Genomic DNA, 14,940 nt, shown 5'->3' with positions numbered 1-14,940 from the left:
CATCCAGCAATCCGGAGCACCTTTTTCGTGAGCGACACCTCCCGTCGGCCCCGCAAACCCGGCAAGCCCTACCGACGGCCCAAGAAAGACCCCGTCCGCGTCCTCGCCTTCGAGGCGCTGCGCGCCGTGGACGAGCGGGACGCGTACGCCAACCTCGTACTCCCGCCGCTGCTGCGCAAGGCGCGGGAGCAGGGCGACTTCGACGGGCGGGACGCAGCGCTCGCGACCGAGCTGGTGTACGGGACGCTGCGGTGGCAGGGAACGTACGACGCCGTGATCTCCGCGTGTGTGGACCGGCCGCTGCGTGAGGTCGACCCGCCCGTGCTCGATGTGCTCAGCCTGGGCGTGCATCAGCTGCTGGGGACGCGGATTCCCACCCATGCGGCGGTGTCGGCGTCCGTCGAGCTCGCCCGGGTCGTCCTCGGCGACGGGCGCGCGAAGTTCGTGAACGCCGTGCTGCGGAAGGTCGCGCAGGACGACCTCGACGGGTGGATCCAGCGGGTCGCGCCACCGTACGACGACGATCCCGAGGAACACCTCGCCGTCGTGCACTCGCATCCGCGGTGGGTCGTCTCGGCGCTGTGGGACTCGCTCGGAGGCGGGCGGGCCGGGATCGAGCGGCTGCTGGAGGCCGACAACGAGCGGCCCGAGGTGACGCTCGTCGCGCGGCCGGGGCGGGCCACGACCGAGGAACTCCTCGGTGAGGAGGCCGCGGTGCCGGGGCGTTGGTCGCCCTATGCCGTGCGGCTGGCCGAGGGCGGGGAGCCGGGGGCCATCGAGGCCGTGCGGGAAGGCCGGGCGGGGGTGCAGGACGAGGGGTCTCAGCTCGTTGCGCTTGCCCTGGCCAACGCGCCGTTGGACGGGCCCGACGAGAAGTGGCTCGACGGGTGTGCCGGTCCCGGGGGCAAGGCGGCGCTGCTCGGGGCATTGGCCGCCGAGCGGGGTGCCATGCTGCTTGCCTCCGAGAAGCAGCCGCATCGGGCCGGGCTGGTCGCCAAGGCGCTTGCCGGGAATCCTGGGCCGTATCAGGTCATCGCCGCCGATGGGACGCGGCCGGCCTGGCGGGCGGGGAGCTTCGACCGGGTGCTGGTGGATGTGCCGTGTACGGGGCTCGGGGCGTTGCGGCGGCGGCCGGAGGCTCGGTGGCGGCGGCGGGTGGAGGATCTGGAGGGGTTTGCGCTGCTGCAGCGGGGGTTGCTGCGGACGGCGATCGAGTCGGTACGAGTCGGTGGCGTGGTCGGTTACGCCACCTGCTCGCCCCACCTCGCCGAGACCCGTGCCGTCGTCGACGACGTCCTCAAGCAGCACTCCGAGGTGGAGCTCATCGACGCCCGGACGCTCCTGCCCGGCGTGCCGGACCTGGGTGAGGGACCGGATGTGCAGTTGTGGCCGCATCTGCACGGGACCGACGCGATGTACCTGGCGCTGATGCGACGGACCGCCTGACGCTCAGGCGAGGGCGGTGGCCACCACGGCTCCGGTCTGGCGCTTGCCCAGGTAGGACTCGGCTCGATGGGGCGCCGACCCGTTGTCCAGCGTCCAGTCGGACTCCAGGACGCCGTAGGGGTCGACGAAGAGCTTCGCGAGGTCGGGCTCCGCGGCGACGAGGTCGTCGCGGTCGGCGAAGTTCGCCCACCGTGTGACGCGCGGCGGAACCGTCTTCGCCTCGGGCAACCTGTCGAACACCAGCGTCCGCAGTCCCAGTGGCGAGCCCAGGGTCAGCAGCAGGGGAAGCGACTGCCGCGCGCGGTGAGCGGCCTGGAAGGCGGCGACCGAACCGAGGGAATGACCGATGATCGCCACCGTCTCGGACCCCACATGGGCGGCGATCCGCCGCTGGACCTCCTCTCGGACGGCCTCTTCGGTGAGGTACCTCGTGACCTGGGCGAGTGCACGGTTGGCGAACGTCTGCGCCAAGGCCATGCCCGTCGGCGCGAACCAGCGCAACCGCGCCAGACCCTTCAGCGCCGGTCGGCCCGTGGCGAGCAGACCTTGGCGTCCCCGGGCCTCGGAATCCATGGCCGCCAGCCGACGGTAGGCCTCGTCCTGGTCCGCCTCACTCGGGGCGCGCTCCTCGGCGCGGTGAAGCCATTCCTTCGCCAGGGCCAGGGCCAGCTCCTGTTGCTCGGGGCTGAGGTCCTCGACCGTCTGGCCATCGCCCATCCGTCCCTTCTTCAGGAACAGATCCCCGTAGAAGACCATCCGGCACTCGTCATCACCCGGGCGGTGGTCCCGCCACAGCCGGTCGGCGGCGCCGGAGTGGCCCGCGACGCGCAGACCTCCCGCGAGCGCGGGAATCCACCTGGTCTCCAAGGCATCCGCGGAGTCCTGCTCCTGCCCGATCCCGTGTACCAGCACAATGCGGCTCACGCGGTCCCCCTACGTCCCCGGCCGTCCCGTCGGGGATAGGCCTCCGGCTGCCACTGCCGGCCCACTGGTCCCACCGTCGCGGGCCGGGAGACCGGACTCGCAGCTTAGCGACCACCTCGGCTTGCGCATGGTCGTATCGGGACATCGCCCGTCTGCCCATCTTCCTTACCACTTGGCCCATTTGACACGGCAACAGATGGCGGCATGCTGTGGCCATGAGCAACGGGGGACAGCGCTTCTCACTGGTGATCGCCTCGCAGTGCGGAGCACTGGGCGAGCAGCGTGAGCTGGAATCGTTGTCCGATGCGGCGCGCGACCTCGACGCCGTCCTGCGGGACCCGTTGCGCGGTGGCTGCGGGGCAGCGCTCGCCGACGGGCGGACGCTGCTGCTGAACCAGGACCGGGTGGCGACCTATGAGGCTGTGGCGGGGGCCGCGACTTCCGTGGGGCGGGCCGGTGGCCTGCTCATCCTCGCCTGGATCGGCCATGGGATCGCCGTCAACGGTGACTTCTACGCCCTGCCCGAGGGGTGCACGCCCGTCCCGGGGCATCCCGCGGGTCCGTATGCGCTGGTCCAGCACCTGAGAGAACTGCTCTCCGGTCATCCGGATCTTGAACTCCTGCTCCTGCTTGACGCCTGCATGTCCGGTGCGGGTGTCGCCGAGGCCGCGGCCGGCTGGCCCGGACTGAACGCCGATCTCAGGCGCCGGGTCCAGATACTCTCCGCGGCCAACGTGGACGAGTCGGCCTACGACTGCAACTTCAGCCGGAGCGCCGGGGCGCTGCTGCGACGCGGCCACATCGCCCTCGGAGAGCGGCTGTCGGCCGGTGACGTGAAGCGTGCCGCCGAGCGTTTCGAACGCCGGCAGCAGCCCGCCGTCCTCACTCTGGACGGCGTCAAGTCCAGCACCGCGCTGTGGGTGGCGCGCAACGCCGCCCTGGTGGCTCAGGCGGGTTCCCTGCCCGCCATGTCCCGCACCGACCTCCCCGCGCTGCGCACGGCACTCCGCCACTTCCGCCCCACCCGTCCGCTCAGCGAGATCGTCGAGGCATCCACCGCGCACCGCTGCGTCGCCGTCCGTGGTCCCGCCGGGTACGGCAAGACCACCCTGCTGGCCGCCCTCACCCGCCCGGAACTGGCCCCCGATGCCGTGCCGGACGGATTCGTCCACGGCCTGCGGCTCCTCAAGCGGCAGGAGACCGGGGACCGTGTCTCCCGCGACCTCGCCCAGCAACTCCGCATCACCGTGCCGGGCTTCGCCGAGGCCGTCGCCGCGTACGAGGCCGCGGTGCCCAGGGCCGAGTGGGAACAGGTGCCGTTCGCCGAACGGCTCCTGGTCGGCCCGCTGCGCCGGTTGCCGCACACCGTCGTGCGCATCGCCCTGGACGGTTTCGATCAGCTCGCCGACAGCGCCGCCGCCGAGCTGACGGACCTGGTGCGGCAGCTGCGATCGCTGTCCGACGGCGAGGCGGACGTACGCCTGCTGCTGTCGACGCGCCCCGGGTCCGCGGTCGACGCGGTCGACTTCACGGTCGAGATCGATGCGGCACCGGACGCCGAGGTACGCAGGTCCCTCGTACAACAGGAGGTTCCCGAGGAACTGCTGGACACGATCGTCGCGGCGGCCGGGGGAAGCTGGCTCGTCGCGTCCCTGCTCGCCGACCAGGCGCGGGCGAACCCGCACATGGCCGCGGACGAGGTCCCACAAGGGCTGGGAGCGGTCTATGACCACGTGTTCGACCGGGCCCTCGAAGGTGGCGGAGCCTGGGACGAACCCGGGGCGCCGGTCCGCGCCGTGTTCACGGTGCTGGCCGCCGCGGGACCCGGCGCCGTACTTCCCCAGGAGATTCTCCTGGCCGCCTGTGCCGAACTCGGCGCCGCCGACACCGTCGAGTCCTGCATCGGGGACGGTCTGCCGCCGCTGCTGCGCCGCTATGTCGTCCACGCCTCCGCGGGCAGCGGCGACACCGCCACCCGGCTCTACGGACTGTTCCATCAGTCACTGATCGACCACCTCACCGGTGACGGGGAAGCGGGATACTCGGTGGACGGCGTGCAGGGCCACCGAGCGCTGGCCGCGGCGCTCAGCCGCCTGACGCCCGCGCGCGCATACACGCCGGCCATGGTGAGCGACCCACTGCAGGACTACGCGAGACGGGCCGAGCCCGAGCACCTGTGGCGGTCCGGGAAACACATGGACGCCCTGGAACGTCTCGCCTTGCGCCCGTCACCCGTGCCTGCGGACGACCTGAAGCAGTGGCAGCACTGGCACCACGTGGTGCAGAAGGCGTACGGCTCGGAACACCTTCTGGCGTCCCTCGCCCACAACAACGTGGCTGTTCACACCAGCCGGGCTGGTGACGCCCAGCAGGCGGTCGAACTGCTTTCCGCCACGCAAGGTGCCGTGGACGGCGGTGTCATGGTGTTGATCACCCGCGCCAACCTCGCCGCCGTGATCGGAACCGCCGGGGATGCCAAGCAAGCGCTCGAACAGTGCACCGCCCTGTTGCCGGACATGGAGCGCGTCCTCGGTCCTGAACACGTCCTCACTCTCACGGTGCGCAGCAACATCGGGCTGTGGAAGGGGCACGCCGGTGACCTGAGGGGTGCTCTGGAACTGAGTGTCGCGCTGCTGGCGGACCGCGTACGCGTGCTCGGCCCGGATCACCCCAACACCCTGACGACACGTCACAACGTCGCCATGTGGACGGCGGAAACCGGCGACCGGGCCCGGGGCCTGTCCTTGTTCACCGAGTTGCTGCGGGACCGTGTGCGCGTCCTCGGCCCCGATCACGTCGACACGCTGGCCGCCCGCAACAACATCGCTCTGCTGAAGGGGGAGACGGACCCCGAGGAGGCGCGGAGGCTGTTCTCGGAGCTGCTGACCGACCGTCTCCGTGTCCTCGGTCCCGACCACCCGGACACCCTGATCACCCGCGGCAACCTCAGCCGTTGCCTCGCCCGTGCCGGCGGTCTGGGCCCGGCGCTGGAGATGCACACCGAACTGCTGGCGGACCGCGTCCGTGTACTGGGGCCGGAGCATCCGGACACGCTGGGGAGCCGTCATGCCGTGGCGGTCATGACCGGTGATGCCGGGCAGGCTCGGCAGGGGCTGGCGCTGCTGGCGGCCCTCCTCTCGGACAAGGAGCGGGTCCTGGGCCCCGATCACCCCGAATCCCTCACCACCCGGGCGGCGATCGCGGACCTGACCTCAAGGGTGGGCAGGGCTGGGCAGGCAGTGGAGCTGTACGCCGCCGTCGCGAAGGACCGTGGCCGGATTCTGGGCCCGGAGCATCCCCACACGCTCCAGACTCGCGTCGGCCTGGCCATGGCGACTGCCGGGGCCGGAAGCCTCAGACGGGCTCTTCGGCTCCTCACCGAGCTCCTCCAGGACTACGTCCGTGTCCTGGGCCCGGACCACCGGGACACGCTCAGCGTCCGTGTCGGCGTCGCCGGTCTGACGGCGAGGCGCGACAAGAAGCTCGGGCTGCAACTGTTCTCCGAAGTGCTCGGCGACCAGATCCGTGTCCTCGGGCTGAACCATCCGGATGTCCAGGACACGGGCCGGTACGTCCAGGCGCTGTCCGGGAAGACGCAGCACCGTCGATGAGACGCGCCTGGCCCCTCTGCCGTATCGGCGGCCCTCAGTGGGGGGTCTCGCCGACCCGCCCGTCGTCCGGGGAGAGCGCGGATGGTCCGCCATCGTCCCGGGCCAGTCTGTGCGGCCACCAAACCTTCGGCCCCACATCCAGGAACAGCGCCGTCACCAGGACCGAGCGCACGATGAACGTGTCCAGGAGTACCCCCAGCGCCACCGCGAAGCCGATTTCGGCGAAGGCGACCATGGGGAGGGTGCCCAGGGCTGCGAAGGTGCCGGCGAGGACCAGGCCGGCCGAGGTGATGACGGCGCCTGTGGCGGCGAGGCCGGTGATCACGCCGGGGCGGGTGCCCTGGTGGGTTGCCTCCTCGCGGATGCGGGTGGTGAGGAAGATGTTGTAGTCGATGCCGAGCGCCACCAGGAAGACGAAGACGAACAGCGGGAAGTCGGTCGACTCCCCGGCGTAGTCGAAGATGTGGCGGAAGGCGAGCGCGCTGATGCCCAGGGCTGCCGCGAAGGACAGGATCACCGTGCCGATCAGCAGGAGCGGGGCGATCAGAGCGCGCAGCAGGGCACAGAGGATCAGAAGCACGACCAGCAGGACCAGCGGGATGATCAGGATGTTGTCGTGCGTCGTCGCCTTGTCCATGTCCAGGAGGGCCGCTGTACCGCCGCCCACCTGGGCGTCGGCGTCCGGCACCGCGTGGACGGCGTCGCGGACCCGCTCGACGGTCTGTTTCGCGGCCTCGCTGTCGGCGGGAGCGGTCATCGTCGCCTCGAAGAGGACCTTGCCTTCGAACGACGGTTTTGTGCCTGGTGGCAGGCCCAAGGAGGTGGGGACGACACCCTGTGTCTCCGCCACCGCGCGGCCCACCTCCACGGCTTGGGCCTGGTTGCTGACGATGACCAGCGGGTCGCCGCTGCCGGCCGGGAAGTAGCGCGCCGAGATCTCCTGGCCGGTGATCGAGTCCGGCTTGTCGGTGAACGCGTCGGCGTTGCTCAGCCCCTCGGCGCGCAGTTGGATCAGGCCGAGGGAGCAGACCGCGAGGGCGATCGCCGTGACGACCCAGACCATGCGCGGGCGATGGGAGATACGGCGGCCCATGCGGGCCCAGATGCCCCGCTTGTCGGGGTTCTCGGTGCCCAGGTGCGGGATCACCGGCCAGAAGATCCAGCGGCCGAAGATCACCAGGAGCGCGGGGAACAGGGACATCATCGCGAGCAGGGCCACCGCCACGCCGATCGCGGCCACCGGGCCGAGGCCTCGCGTGGAGTTCATCTCCGCCGCCAGCAGCACCAGCATGCTCAGCACGACGGTCGCACCGGACGCGATCACCGCCGGGCCGGCGCGGTGCAGGGCCAGGGCCATCGCCTCGTGGCGGTCCTCGTGACGGCGCAGTTCCTCCCGGTAGCGGGCGACGAGCAGGAGTGCGTAGTCCGTGCCCGCGCCGAACACCAGAACCGTGAGGATGCCCGCGCTCTGCCCGTTGACGGTCAGGCCCGCGTGTTCCGCCAGGAGATAGATCAGGGCCTGCGCGGTGAACAGGGCGACGATCACGGCGATGAGAGGGACCAGGAGCAGGGTGGGACTGCGGTAGGTGAGCAGGAGCATGACGATGACGACCACCATCGCCGAGAACAGCAGCGTGGAGTCGATGCCCTCGAAGGCCTCGGAGAAGTCCGCGGACGTGCCGCCCGGGCCCGTGATGTGCACGGACAGCCCGCCGCCGCCCTCCCCGACGACGTCCTTGATGGAGTCCACGGCGGGTGCGATGCGCTCCCAGCCTTTCTCGTCCATCGTGATCGGGACCTGGACCTGGGCCGCGCGCGGGTCCAGCTCGCGGTCGAAGACCGGGCCCCGGGTCTCGGCGCCGCGGATGCCGTGGTCGGTGAGCTGCTTGAGCTGCGCCACGTCCTCGGTGATCGCCGCACGGTCCTGTGCCGTCAGGCCGCCGTCGCGGGCATAGATGACGACCGCCGGGATCTGCTCCGGCCTGAAGTCCTCGGAGATCTCCAGGACTTGGGTGGATTCGGCGGACCCGGGCAGCCAGGAGGCCGCGTCGTTGTCCTGCGCGTCGGTCAGCTTCTGCGCGAACGGTGCTGTCAGGAACAGCACCGCCAGCCACAGAACGAGCACCACCCACTTGGCGCGTCGTCCGCAGACCAGATGGGCGACGCCCCGCTGTCCCGAAGGGGACTGCCCCTTCTCCCGGGTCTGAGTCATGGCCACCCCCGCAGCTCTCCGTGGAGCCGGTCGGCCGCCCAGCATGGCACGCACGAACCGGACACAACATCCGATGAACGTCTTAGGTCTGTACTGGCGCGAACATTCGTGCTCCGGCATGGCAGTCTTGGGTCATGGCCGCGCAGATCAACCCCAGCATCCTTTCCGCCGACTTCGCCCGCCTCGCGGACGAGGCAACGGCGGTCGAGGGAGCCGACTACCTCCACGTCGACGTCATGGACAACCATTTCGTCCCGAACCTCACGCTCGGCGTGCCGGTCGTAGAGTCCCTGGCCCGTGCGACGGACACTCCGCTGGACTGCCATCTGATGATCGAGGCCCCCGATCGGTGGGCGCCCCAGTACGTCGAAGCAGGGGCCTCCTCCGTCACCTTCCATGTCGAGGCCGCCGCCGCACCGGTGCGGCTCGCCCGGGAGATCCGGGCCAAGGGCGCCCGTGCCTCCATGGCGCTCAAGCCCGCGACGCCCATCGAGCCGTACGAGGATCTGCTCCCAGAGCTCGACATGCTGCTGATCATGACGGTCGAACCGGGCTTCGGTGGTCAGGCGTTTCTCGACATCATGCTTCCGAAGATTCGCCGCACCCGCGAGTTGATCAGCAAGCACGGCCTCGACCTGTGGCTCCAGGTCGACGGCGGTGTCTCGGCCTCGACCATCGAACGGTGTGCGGAGGCGGGCGCGGACGTCTTCGTCGCCGGTTCGGCGGTGTACGGGGCCGATGACCCGGCCGCGGCGGTCCGTGCGCTGCGCGCGCAGGCGGAGGCGGTGACGAAGTCGGCGGCCTGGGCATGCGACCACTGAGCCAAGGGAACGTGAACGGCGCCCATCAGGGCGGATCAAGAGCGCCGGATCTGCAAGGATGAACGGCGAATCCAGAGTGTGAACAGCAGTGAGGAGATCGCCGTGTCGGGTATGTCGGCGGGCCGGTCAGCCATGCGGATGGGACCCGCTGAGCTGGTGCAGGCGGCGGCCATGGCCCGCCGCTTCTACCTCGAGGGCAAATCCAAGATCCAGATCGCCGAGGAGTTCGGCGTCAGCCGCTTCAAGGTGGCCCGGGTCCTGGAGACCGCTCTCGAACGGGATCTGGTGCGCATCGAGATCCGCGTGCCGGCCGAGCTGGACGCCGATCGCTCGGACGCGCTGCGCGCCCGGTACGGCCTTCGGCACGCCGTCGTGGTCGAGTCCCCGGCCGAGGCCGAGGAGTCACCCGACCCCGAGAACCTGGGAGAGGTGGCCGCCGACCTGCTCGGCGAGCTCGTGAACGAAGGTGATGTGCTGGGCCTGGCCTGGGGCCGGTCCACCATTCACATGGCGGCGGCCCTGGACCGGCTGCCGCCCTGCACGGTGGTGCAGTTGACGGGCGTGTACGACGCCGGGACCGCCGAGCGCGGTTCGGTCGAGGCGGTGCGCCGCGCCGCCCAGGTGTCCGGCGGCGACGCCCACCCCATCTACGCGCCGATGCTGCTGCCGGACGCGGCCACCGCGGCGGCACTGCGGCACCAGACCGGAATCGCCCGGGCCTTCGAGTACTTCGACAAGGTCACGGTCGCCTGCGTCTCCATCGGCTCCTGGGAGCCGGGCATCTCGACGGTGCACGACATGCTCAGCGACGAGGAGCGGGCCCACTACGCCTCGCTCGGTGTCGCCGCCGAGATGTCCGCGCACCTCTTCGACGCCGAGGGGCGCCGGGTCGGCCGGGACCTGGGGGAGCGGTGCATCACGGTCAAGGCCGACCAGCTCCGCCGTATCCCGGAGGTCGTCGCGATCGCGGGCGGGCAGCGCAAGGGGCCGGCGATCGACGCGGTGCTGCGCTCCGGGCTCGTCACCAGCCTGGTGACGGACACGTCGGCGGCGGACTATCTGATGACGGCCGGTCCGACGCCGAAGCCGACGCTCAACAGGACGGATCCGGACGGGCACTGACGGTGTGTCAGCAAGGGGGGTGGCCGAAGGCCGCCCCCCTTGTTCATGGGCCGCATCAGCTTCATCGGCTTTTTCATCAACTTCATCAACTTCATCAATTTCACCAATCTCATCGACGATCACTATGACCTTGGCGGTGCTGAGATGACGGAGCTCGTGGTCCCGCTGGACCTCGACGGGATCACGGACAAGGCCGGCCTGATGGACCGCTGCGCCCGTGCCCTGGATCTGCCCGACTGGTTCGGCCGCAACTGGGACGCGCTCGCCGACTCCCTCTCCGACCACACCGTCTGGCCGGCGGGTGCCGTGGAGCAGGGGCTGCTGGTCGTCGTGCGGAACTGGCGGGCGTACGCGAAGGCGCGGCCCGACGAGTGGGAGATCGCCCAGGACGTGTTCTCCGAGGCGGTGGACCGGACGCAGGCGCTCACGGTGGTGCTCGCCCTTGGAGGATCCTCCTAGGGGGTGGCTGACCTGCTTGGATGATGCGACCGTGCATCGCATTCCGGTCAGCATGGGACAATGAAGTACGTGCTCTTCCCCCTGGCTGACCTGTCCGGGGGCCACCTCTGATCGACTGGGATGTGCAGCACGTGCGTTTCCTCAATGACATCCAGCCCGCGTACGACCTGACGTACGACGACGTTTTCATGGTCCCGAGCCGCAGCGCGGTGGGCTCGCGGCAGGGCGTGGACCTCAGCTCCCCGGACGGCACGGGCACCACCATCCCGCTGGTCGTCGCCAACATGACCGCCATCGCCGGCCGCCGCATGGCCGAGACGGTGGCCCGGCGCGGCGGCCTGGTGGTCATCCCGCAGGACATCCCGATCGACGTCATCACCGACGTCATCTCCTGGGTGAAGAGCCGCCACCACGTCCTCGACACGCCCATCGTGCTGGCCCCGCACCAGACCGTCGCCGACGCCCTGGCCCTGCTGCCCAAGCGCGCGCACAACGCCGGTGTGGTCGTCGACGACGACTTCAAGCCGATCGGCGTGGTCACCGACTCCGACCTGTCCGGCGTGGACCGCTTCACACAGCTCGAAGTGGTCATGTCCCGGGACCTGCTGCTCCTGGACGCGTCCCTCGAGCCGCGCGAGGCCTTCAACACGCTCGATCACCACAACCGGCGCTATGCCCCCGCCGTGGACTCCGACGGCCGTCTCGCCGGCATCCTCACCCGCAAGGGCGCCCTGCGGGCCACGCTGTACTCGCCGGCCACCGACGCCGACGGCAAGCTGCGCATAGCGGCCGCCGTCGGCATCAACGGTGACGTGGCGGGCAAGGCCAAGCAGCTGCTCGACGCGGGCGTCGACACGCTCGTCATCGACACGGCGCACGGCCACCAGGAGTCGATGATCGCCGCGATCCGGACCGTGCGGGCGCTCGACCCGCAGGTGCCGATCGTGGCCGGCAACATCGTGGCCGCCGAGGGTGTGCGGGATCTGATCGAGGCCGGCGCGGACATCATCAAGGTCGGTGTCGGCCCCGGCGCCATGTGCACGACCCGCATGATGACCGGCGTCGGCCGGCCGCAGTTCTCCGCGGTCCTGGAGTGCGCCGCCGAGGCGAAGAAGTACGGCAAGCACGTCTGGGCCGACGGTGGCGTCCGGCACCCGCGCGATGTCGCCATGGCGCTGGCCGCCGGTGCGTCCAACGTGATGGTCGGATCCTGGTTCGCGGGCACGTTCGAGTCGCCGGGCGACCTCCAGCAGGACGCGAACGGCCGCCTCTACAAGGAGTCGTTCGGCATGGCCTCCGCGCGGGCCGTGGCCAACCGTACGTCCGACGAGTCGTCGTACGACCGGGCCCGCAAGGCGCTGTTCGAGGAGGGCATCTCCACCTCGCGCATGTTCCTCGACCCGACCCGGCCGGGTGTGGAGGACCTGATCGACTCGATCATCGCGGGCGTGCGGTCGTCCTGCACCTACGCCGGCGCCGGCTCCCTGGAGGAGTTCGCCGAGAAGGCCGTCGTCGGCATCCAGAGCGCGGCCGGCTACGCGGAGGGCAAGCCGCTGCACGCCAGCTGGAGCTGACGCCGACTGCCTTGCTCACGGCCCCCGTTGTCCCGTTCGCCGGGATATTCGGGGGCCGTTTCGCGTGCCGGGGCTCTGGCGTCGGTGCATGGAGATCGCCGCTTGCAGGGCCGAGGACGTCGAGGCGCCGGATCGCTTCATGCCGTCGCGCAGTGCCGACGGGCACCATGCGGCCCGCTTCGAGCGACAGGAGGCGGGGGAGAGTGCGTATCTGATCCCGTGGCTGGACGACAGGCCTGTAGGCCACGCAGAGGTGCGTTGGACAGGGTGCGCGGCGCCGGAGGTGCGGGCGGCGCAGCCGGGCTGCCCGGAGATCAACGGCTTGATCGTGTGGCCGGCGTCGCTGCGCTCCCGAGGCATCGGCACCGCGCTGGTGCAACACGCCGAGCGGCTGGCGCGGGAGCGTGGCGTCGGCGTCATGGGGCTGGGCGTCGGCGACGACAACCCGCGCGCGGCGGCGCTGTACGCGCAGCTCAGTTACCTGCCCACGGTGGCGTACGTGGACCGCTGGGCGCACCTGGACTCCGACGGCGTCCGGCATGAGCAGGCAGACCCCTGCGTGTTCCTGGTCAAGGCCCTCCGAAGCCCTCCAGGAGGACCTCCGTGCAACGGTTTGAAGCCCCGCCGCAACGAACACCCACCCAGCCCCCAGACACGCAATGATCTTGCGGGCATGCGCAAGGTTGCTGCATTTCACCAGCAACGCCGATCCTCGTAGGCTGTCGCCTCGTACGTGGCGTGGCAGGGACCCCGCTCGGTGGGTCCCTGCTCGAAGGGTGCCGCCCGTCCCTGCCGCCCTGACCGGCAGCGAGAAGGAGCCAGCGCGTGCTCGACCAAGGCGCACCCCCGCAGAACCCAAACCAGACCGCCGCCCCCGCGTCCCTCGGCGTCGGCGCGCGCCTGATGCGTCGCAAGCCCGTGGAACACCTGGTCGCGGAGGGTGGCCAGGGTGAGGGAGGATCCCTGCGGCGCTCTCTCGGCATGTGGCAGCTGACCATGATCAGCATCGGTGCCACTCTCGGCACCGGCATCTTCGTCGTCCTCGGTGACGCCGTCCCGGAGGCCGGTCCCGCGGTCACCCTGGCCTTCGTGATCGCCGGTCTCACGGCGTTGTTCTCGGCCCTGTCGTACGCCGAGCTGGCGGGCAGCATCCCGGTCGCGGGCTCCTCGTACTCGTATGCGTACGCAACGATGGGTGAGCTGGTCGCCTGGGTCTGCGGCTGGTGTCTGGTGCTGGAGTACGGCGTGTCGGTGGCCGCCGTCGCCGTCGGCTGGGGCGAGTACCTCAACGAGCTGCTCGACGGGACCATAGGCGTCACCATCCCGTCGGTGCTGTCCTCGGCGCCCGGTGAGGGCGGGATCATCAACCTGCCGGCGCTGATCGTCGTCATGCTGGCGATGGTGTTCCTGCTCGGCGGCGTCCGCGAGTCCGCCCGCGCCAACACGATCATGGTCGCCGTCAAGATCGCCGCGCTGGTGCTGTTCTGCACGGTCGGCTTCATGGGCTTCAAGTCGGGCAACTACGAGGACTTCATGCCGCTCGGCATGGCCGGCGTGAGCGCCGCGGGTGCGACGCTCTTCTTCTCGTACATCGGTTTCGACGCCGCCTCCACCGCCGGTGAGGAGGCCAAGGATCCCAAGCGGGACCTGCCGCGGGCCATCATGCTGTCGCTGATCATCGTGACCGCGCTGTACGTGCTCGTCGCGGGTGTCGCCGTCGGTGCCTGGCACTGGACCAAGTTCGAGGGCTCCAGCGCCTCCCTCGCCGCGATCATGAACGACGTCAGCGGCCAGTCCTTCTGGGGCACCCTGCTCGCGCTCGGCGCGGTCATCTCCATCGCGAGCGTCGTGCTCACCGTGCTCTACGGCCAGACCCGTGTCCTGTTCGCGATGTCCCGTGACGGCCTGGTGCCGAAGGCGTTCGGCAAGGTCCACAAGAAGACCGGCGCCCCCCGCGTCAACACGGTCATCGTGTCCCTCTTCTGCGGTGCGCTCGCCGCCCTCATCCCGCTGGGCAAGCTCGTCGACGCCACCAGCATCGGCACGCTGTTCGCCTTCGCCCTGGTCAACATCGCGGTGATCGTCCTGCGCTACCGGCGCCCGGAGCTCGAGCGCACGTTCAGGGTGCCGTTCGGGCCGGTGCTGCCGGTGCTGGGCTTCCTGTTCTGCGCATACAACATGTTCAGCCTGGACACCGTGACCTGGGTGGTCTTCGGGTTCTGGATGGCGGCGGGTCTCGTGTTCTACTTCGTGTACGGCTATCGCCGTTCCCGTCTTGCGACACCAGAAGTGAAGTGAACGACCCGCAGTGCTGAACGATCTCGACGAACGCATCGTGCACGCCCTCGCCGAGGACGCCCGCCGCTCCTACGCGGACATCGGGCAACTGGTCGGCCTGTCCGCGCCCGCCGTGAAGCGGCGCGTGGACCGGCTGCGCGCCACCGGAGCGATCACCGGATTCACCGTACGGGTGGATCCGTCGGCCCTCGGCTGGGAGACCGAGGGGTTCGTCGAGATCTACTGCCGGCACAACACCTCGCCGGACACCATCCGGCGAGGGCTGGAGCGGTACCAGGAGGTCGTGGCGGCGTCCACGGTCACCGGGGACGCCGACGCCGTGGTGCAGGTGTTCGCCTCGGACATGCGGCACTTCGAGCGGGTGCTTGAGCGCATTGCCGGGGAACCGTTCGTGGAGCGGACGAAGTCCGTTCTTGTGCTGTCGCCTTTGTTGCGGCGGTTTTCTTCCGGGTCGCCCACGTAGTTCGTCGGCT

The 14,940-nt window shown here is 70.2% G+C and carries 11 protein-coding genes; 9 read left to right on the top strand and 2 right to left on the bottom strand.

Going from position 1 to position 14,940, the window contains the following annotated elements; translation table 11 throughout:
* Window positions 1-27 precede the first annotated feature (27 nt).
* Window positions 28-1,446: an RsmB/NOP family class I SAM-dependent RNA methyltransferase gene (locus tag ACWGDB_RS35940; protein ID WP_453826302.1), complete on the top strand. Its 1,419-nt coding sequence runs from the start codon at window positions 28-30 to the stop codon at window positions 1,444-1,446.
* Window positions 1,447-1,449: 3 nt separating this feature from the next.
* Here the strand turns inward: ACWGDB_RS35940 and ACWGDB_RS35935 are convergent, their stop codons facing one another.
* On the bottom strand, window positions 1,450-2,370 hold the full coding sequence (locus ACWGDB_RS35935) for a hypothetical protein (protein WP_453826301.1): 921 nt from the start codon (window positions 2,368-2,370) through the stop codon (window positions 1,450-1,452).
* 215 nt (window positions 2,371-2,585) lie between these two features.
* On the opposite strand from ACWGDB_RS35935, the gene ACWGDB_RS35930 reads away from it, so the two are divergent.
* The gene (locus ACWGDB_RS35930; protein WP_453826300.1) at window positions 2,586-5,981 is read left to right on the top strand and encodes a tetratricopeptide repeat protein; all 3,396 of its coding nucleotides are present in this window, start codon (window positions 2,586-2,588) and stop codon (window positions 5,979-5,981) included.
* 34 nt (window positions 5,982-6,015) lie between these two features.
* Here ACWGDB_RS35930 and ACWGDB_RS35925 read toward each other — a convergent pair whose 3' ends face one another.
* Window positions 6,016-8,193, bottom strand: a complete 2,178-nt coding sequence (locus ACWGDB_RS35925) for an MMPL family transporter (RefSeq protein WP_453826299.1) — start codon at window positions 8,191-8,193, stop codon at window positions 6,016-6,018.
* 134 nt (window positions 8,194-8,327) lie between these two features.
* On the opposite strand from ACWGDB_RS35925, the gene rpe reads away from it, so the two are divergent.
* The 7 genes from rpe to ACWGDB_RS35890 all read left to right on the top strand — a co-directional run bounded on the left by rpe (window position 8,328) and on the right by ACWGDB_RS35890 (window position 14,930).
* Complete coding sequence (gene rpe / locus ACWGDB_RS35920; RefSeq protein ID WP_453826298.1) at window positions 8,328-9,014, top strand: ribulose-phosphate 3-epimerase; 687 nt, start codon at window positions 8,328-8,330, stop codon at window positions 9,012-9,014.
* Window positions 9,015-9,092: 78 nt separating this feature from the next.
* Window positions 9,093-10,136 (top strand): sugar-binding transcriptional regulator, encoded by a 1,044-nt coding sequence (locus ACWGDB_RS35915; RefSeq protein ID WP_369269838.1) that lies wholly within the window; start codon window positions 9,093-9,095, stop codon window positions 10,134-10,136.
* 144 nt (window positions 10,137-10,280) lie between these two features.
* Window positions 10,281-10,595, top strand: coding sequence for a barstar family protein (locus ACWGDB_RS35910; protein ID WP_383613094.1), 315 nt, complete (start codon window positions 10,281-10,283; stop codon window positions 10,593-10,595).
* Between the two features lie 131 nt (window positions 10,596-10,726).
* Window positions 10,727-12,169, top strand: a complete 1,443-nt coding sequence (locus ACWGDB_RS35905) for a GuaB1 family IMP dehydrogenase-related protein (protein WP_453826297.1) — start codon at window positions 10,727-10,729, stop codon at window positions 12,167-12,169.
* Window positions 12,170-12,257: 88 nt separating this feature from the next.
* Window positions 12,258-12,887 carry a GNAT family N-acetyltransferase gene (locus ACWGDB_RS35900; protein WP_453826296.1) on the top strand — a complete coding sequence of 210 codons (630 nt, stop codon included), beginning with the start codon at window positions 12,258-12,260 and terminating at the stop codon, window positions 12,885-12,887.
* A 107-nt stretch (window positions 12,888-12,994) separates the two neighbouring features.
* Window positions 12,995-14,467 carry an amino acid permease gene (locus ACWGDB_RS35895; protein ID WP_453826295.1) on the top strand — a complete coding sequence of 491 codons (1,473 nt, stop codon included), beginning with the start codon at window positions 12,995-12,997 and terminating at the stop codon, window positions 14,465-14,467.
* Window positions 14,468-14,477: 10 nt separating this feature from the next.
* Window positions 14,478-14,930, top strand: a complete 453-nt coding sequence (locus tag ACWGDB_RS35890; RefSeq protein WP_048581051.1) for an Lrp/AsnC family transcriptional regulator — start codon at window positions 14,478-14,480, stop codon at window positions 14,928-14,930.
* The last annotated feature ends 10 nt before the right edge of the window (window positions 14,931-14,940 follow it).

The organism is Streptomyces sp. NPDC055013 (genome assembly GCF_053608645.1).
The sequence above is the reverse complement of the archived record's forward strand: the minus strand, read 5'-3'. Positions and strand labels throughout refer to the sequence as shown.

Bases quoted from the DNA above. Each gene is read 5' to 3' on its own strand.
- ACWGDB_RS35930 (WP_453826300.1), top strand. From the start codon at position 2,586: ATGAGCAACGGGGGACAGCGCTTCTCACTGGTGATCGCCTCGCAGTGC.
- ACWGDB_RS35925 (WP_453826299.1), bottom strand. From the start codon at position 8,193: ATGACTCAGACCCGGGAGAAGGGGCAGTCCCCTTCGGGACAGCGGGGC.
- rpe (WP_453826298.1), top strand. From the start codon at position 8,328: ATGGCCGCGCAGATCAACCCCAGCATCCTTTCCGCCGACTTCGCCCGC.
- ACWGDB_RS35910 (WP_383613094.1), top strand. From the start codon at position 10,281: ATGACGGAGCTCGTGGTCCCGCTGGACCTCGACGGGATCACGGACAAG.
- ACWGDB_RS35900 (WP_453826296.1), top strand. From the start codon at position 12,258: ATGGAGATCGCCGCTTGCAGGGCCGAGGACGTCGAGGCGCCGGATCGC.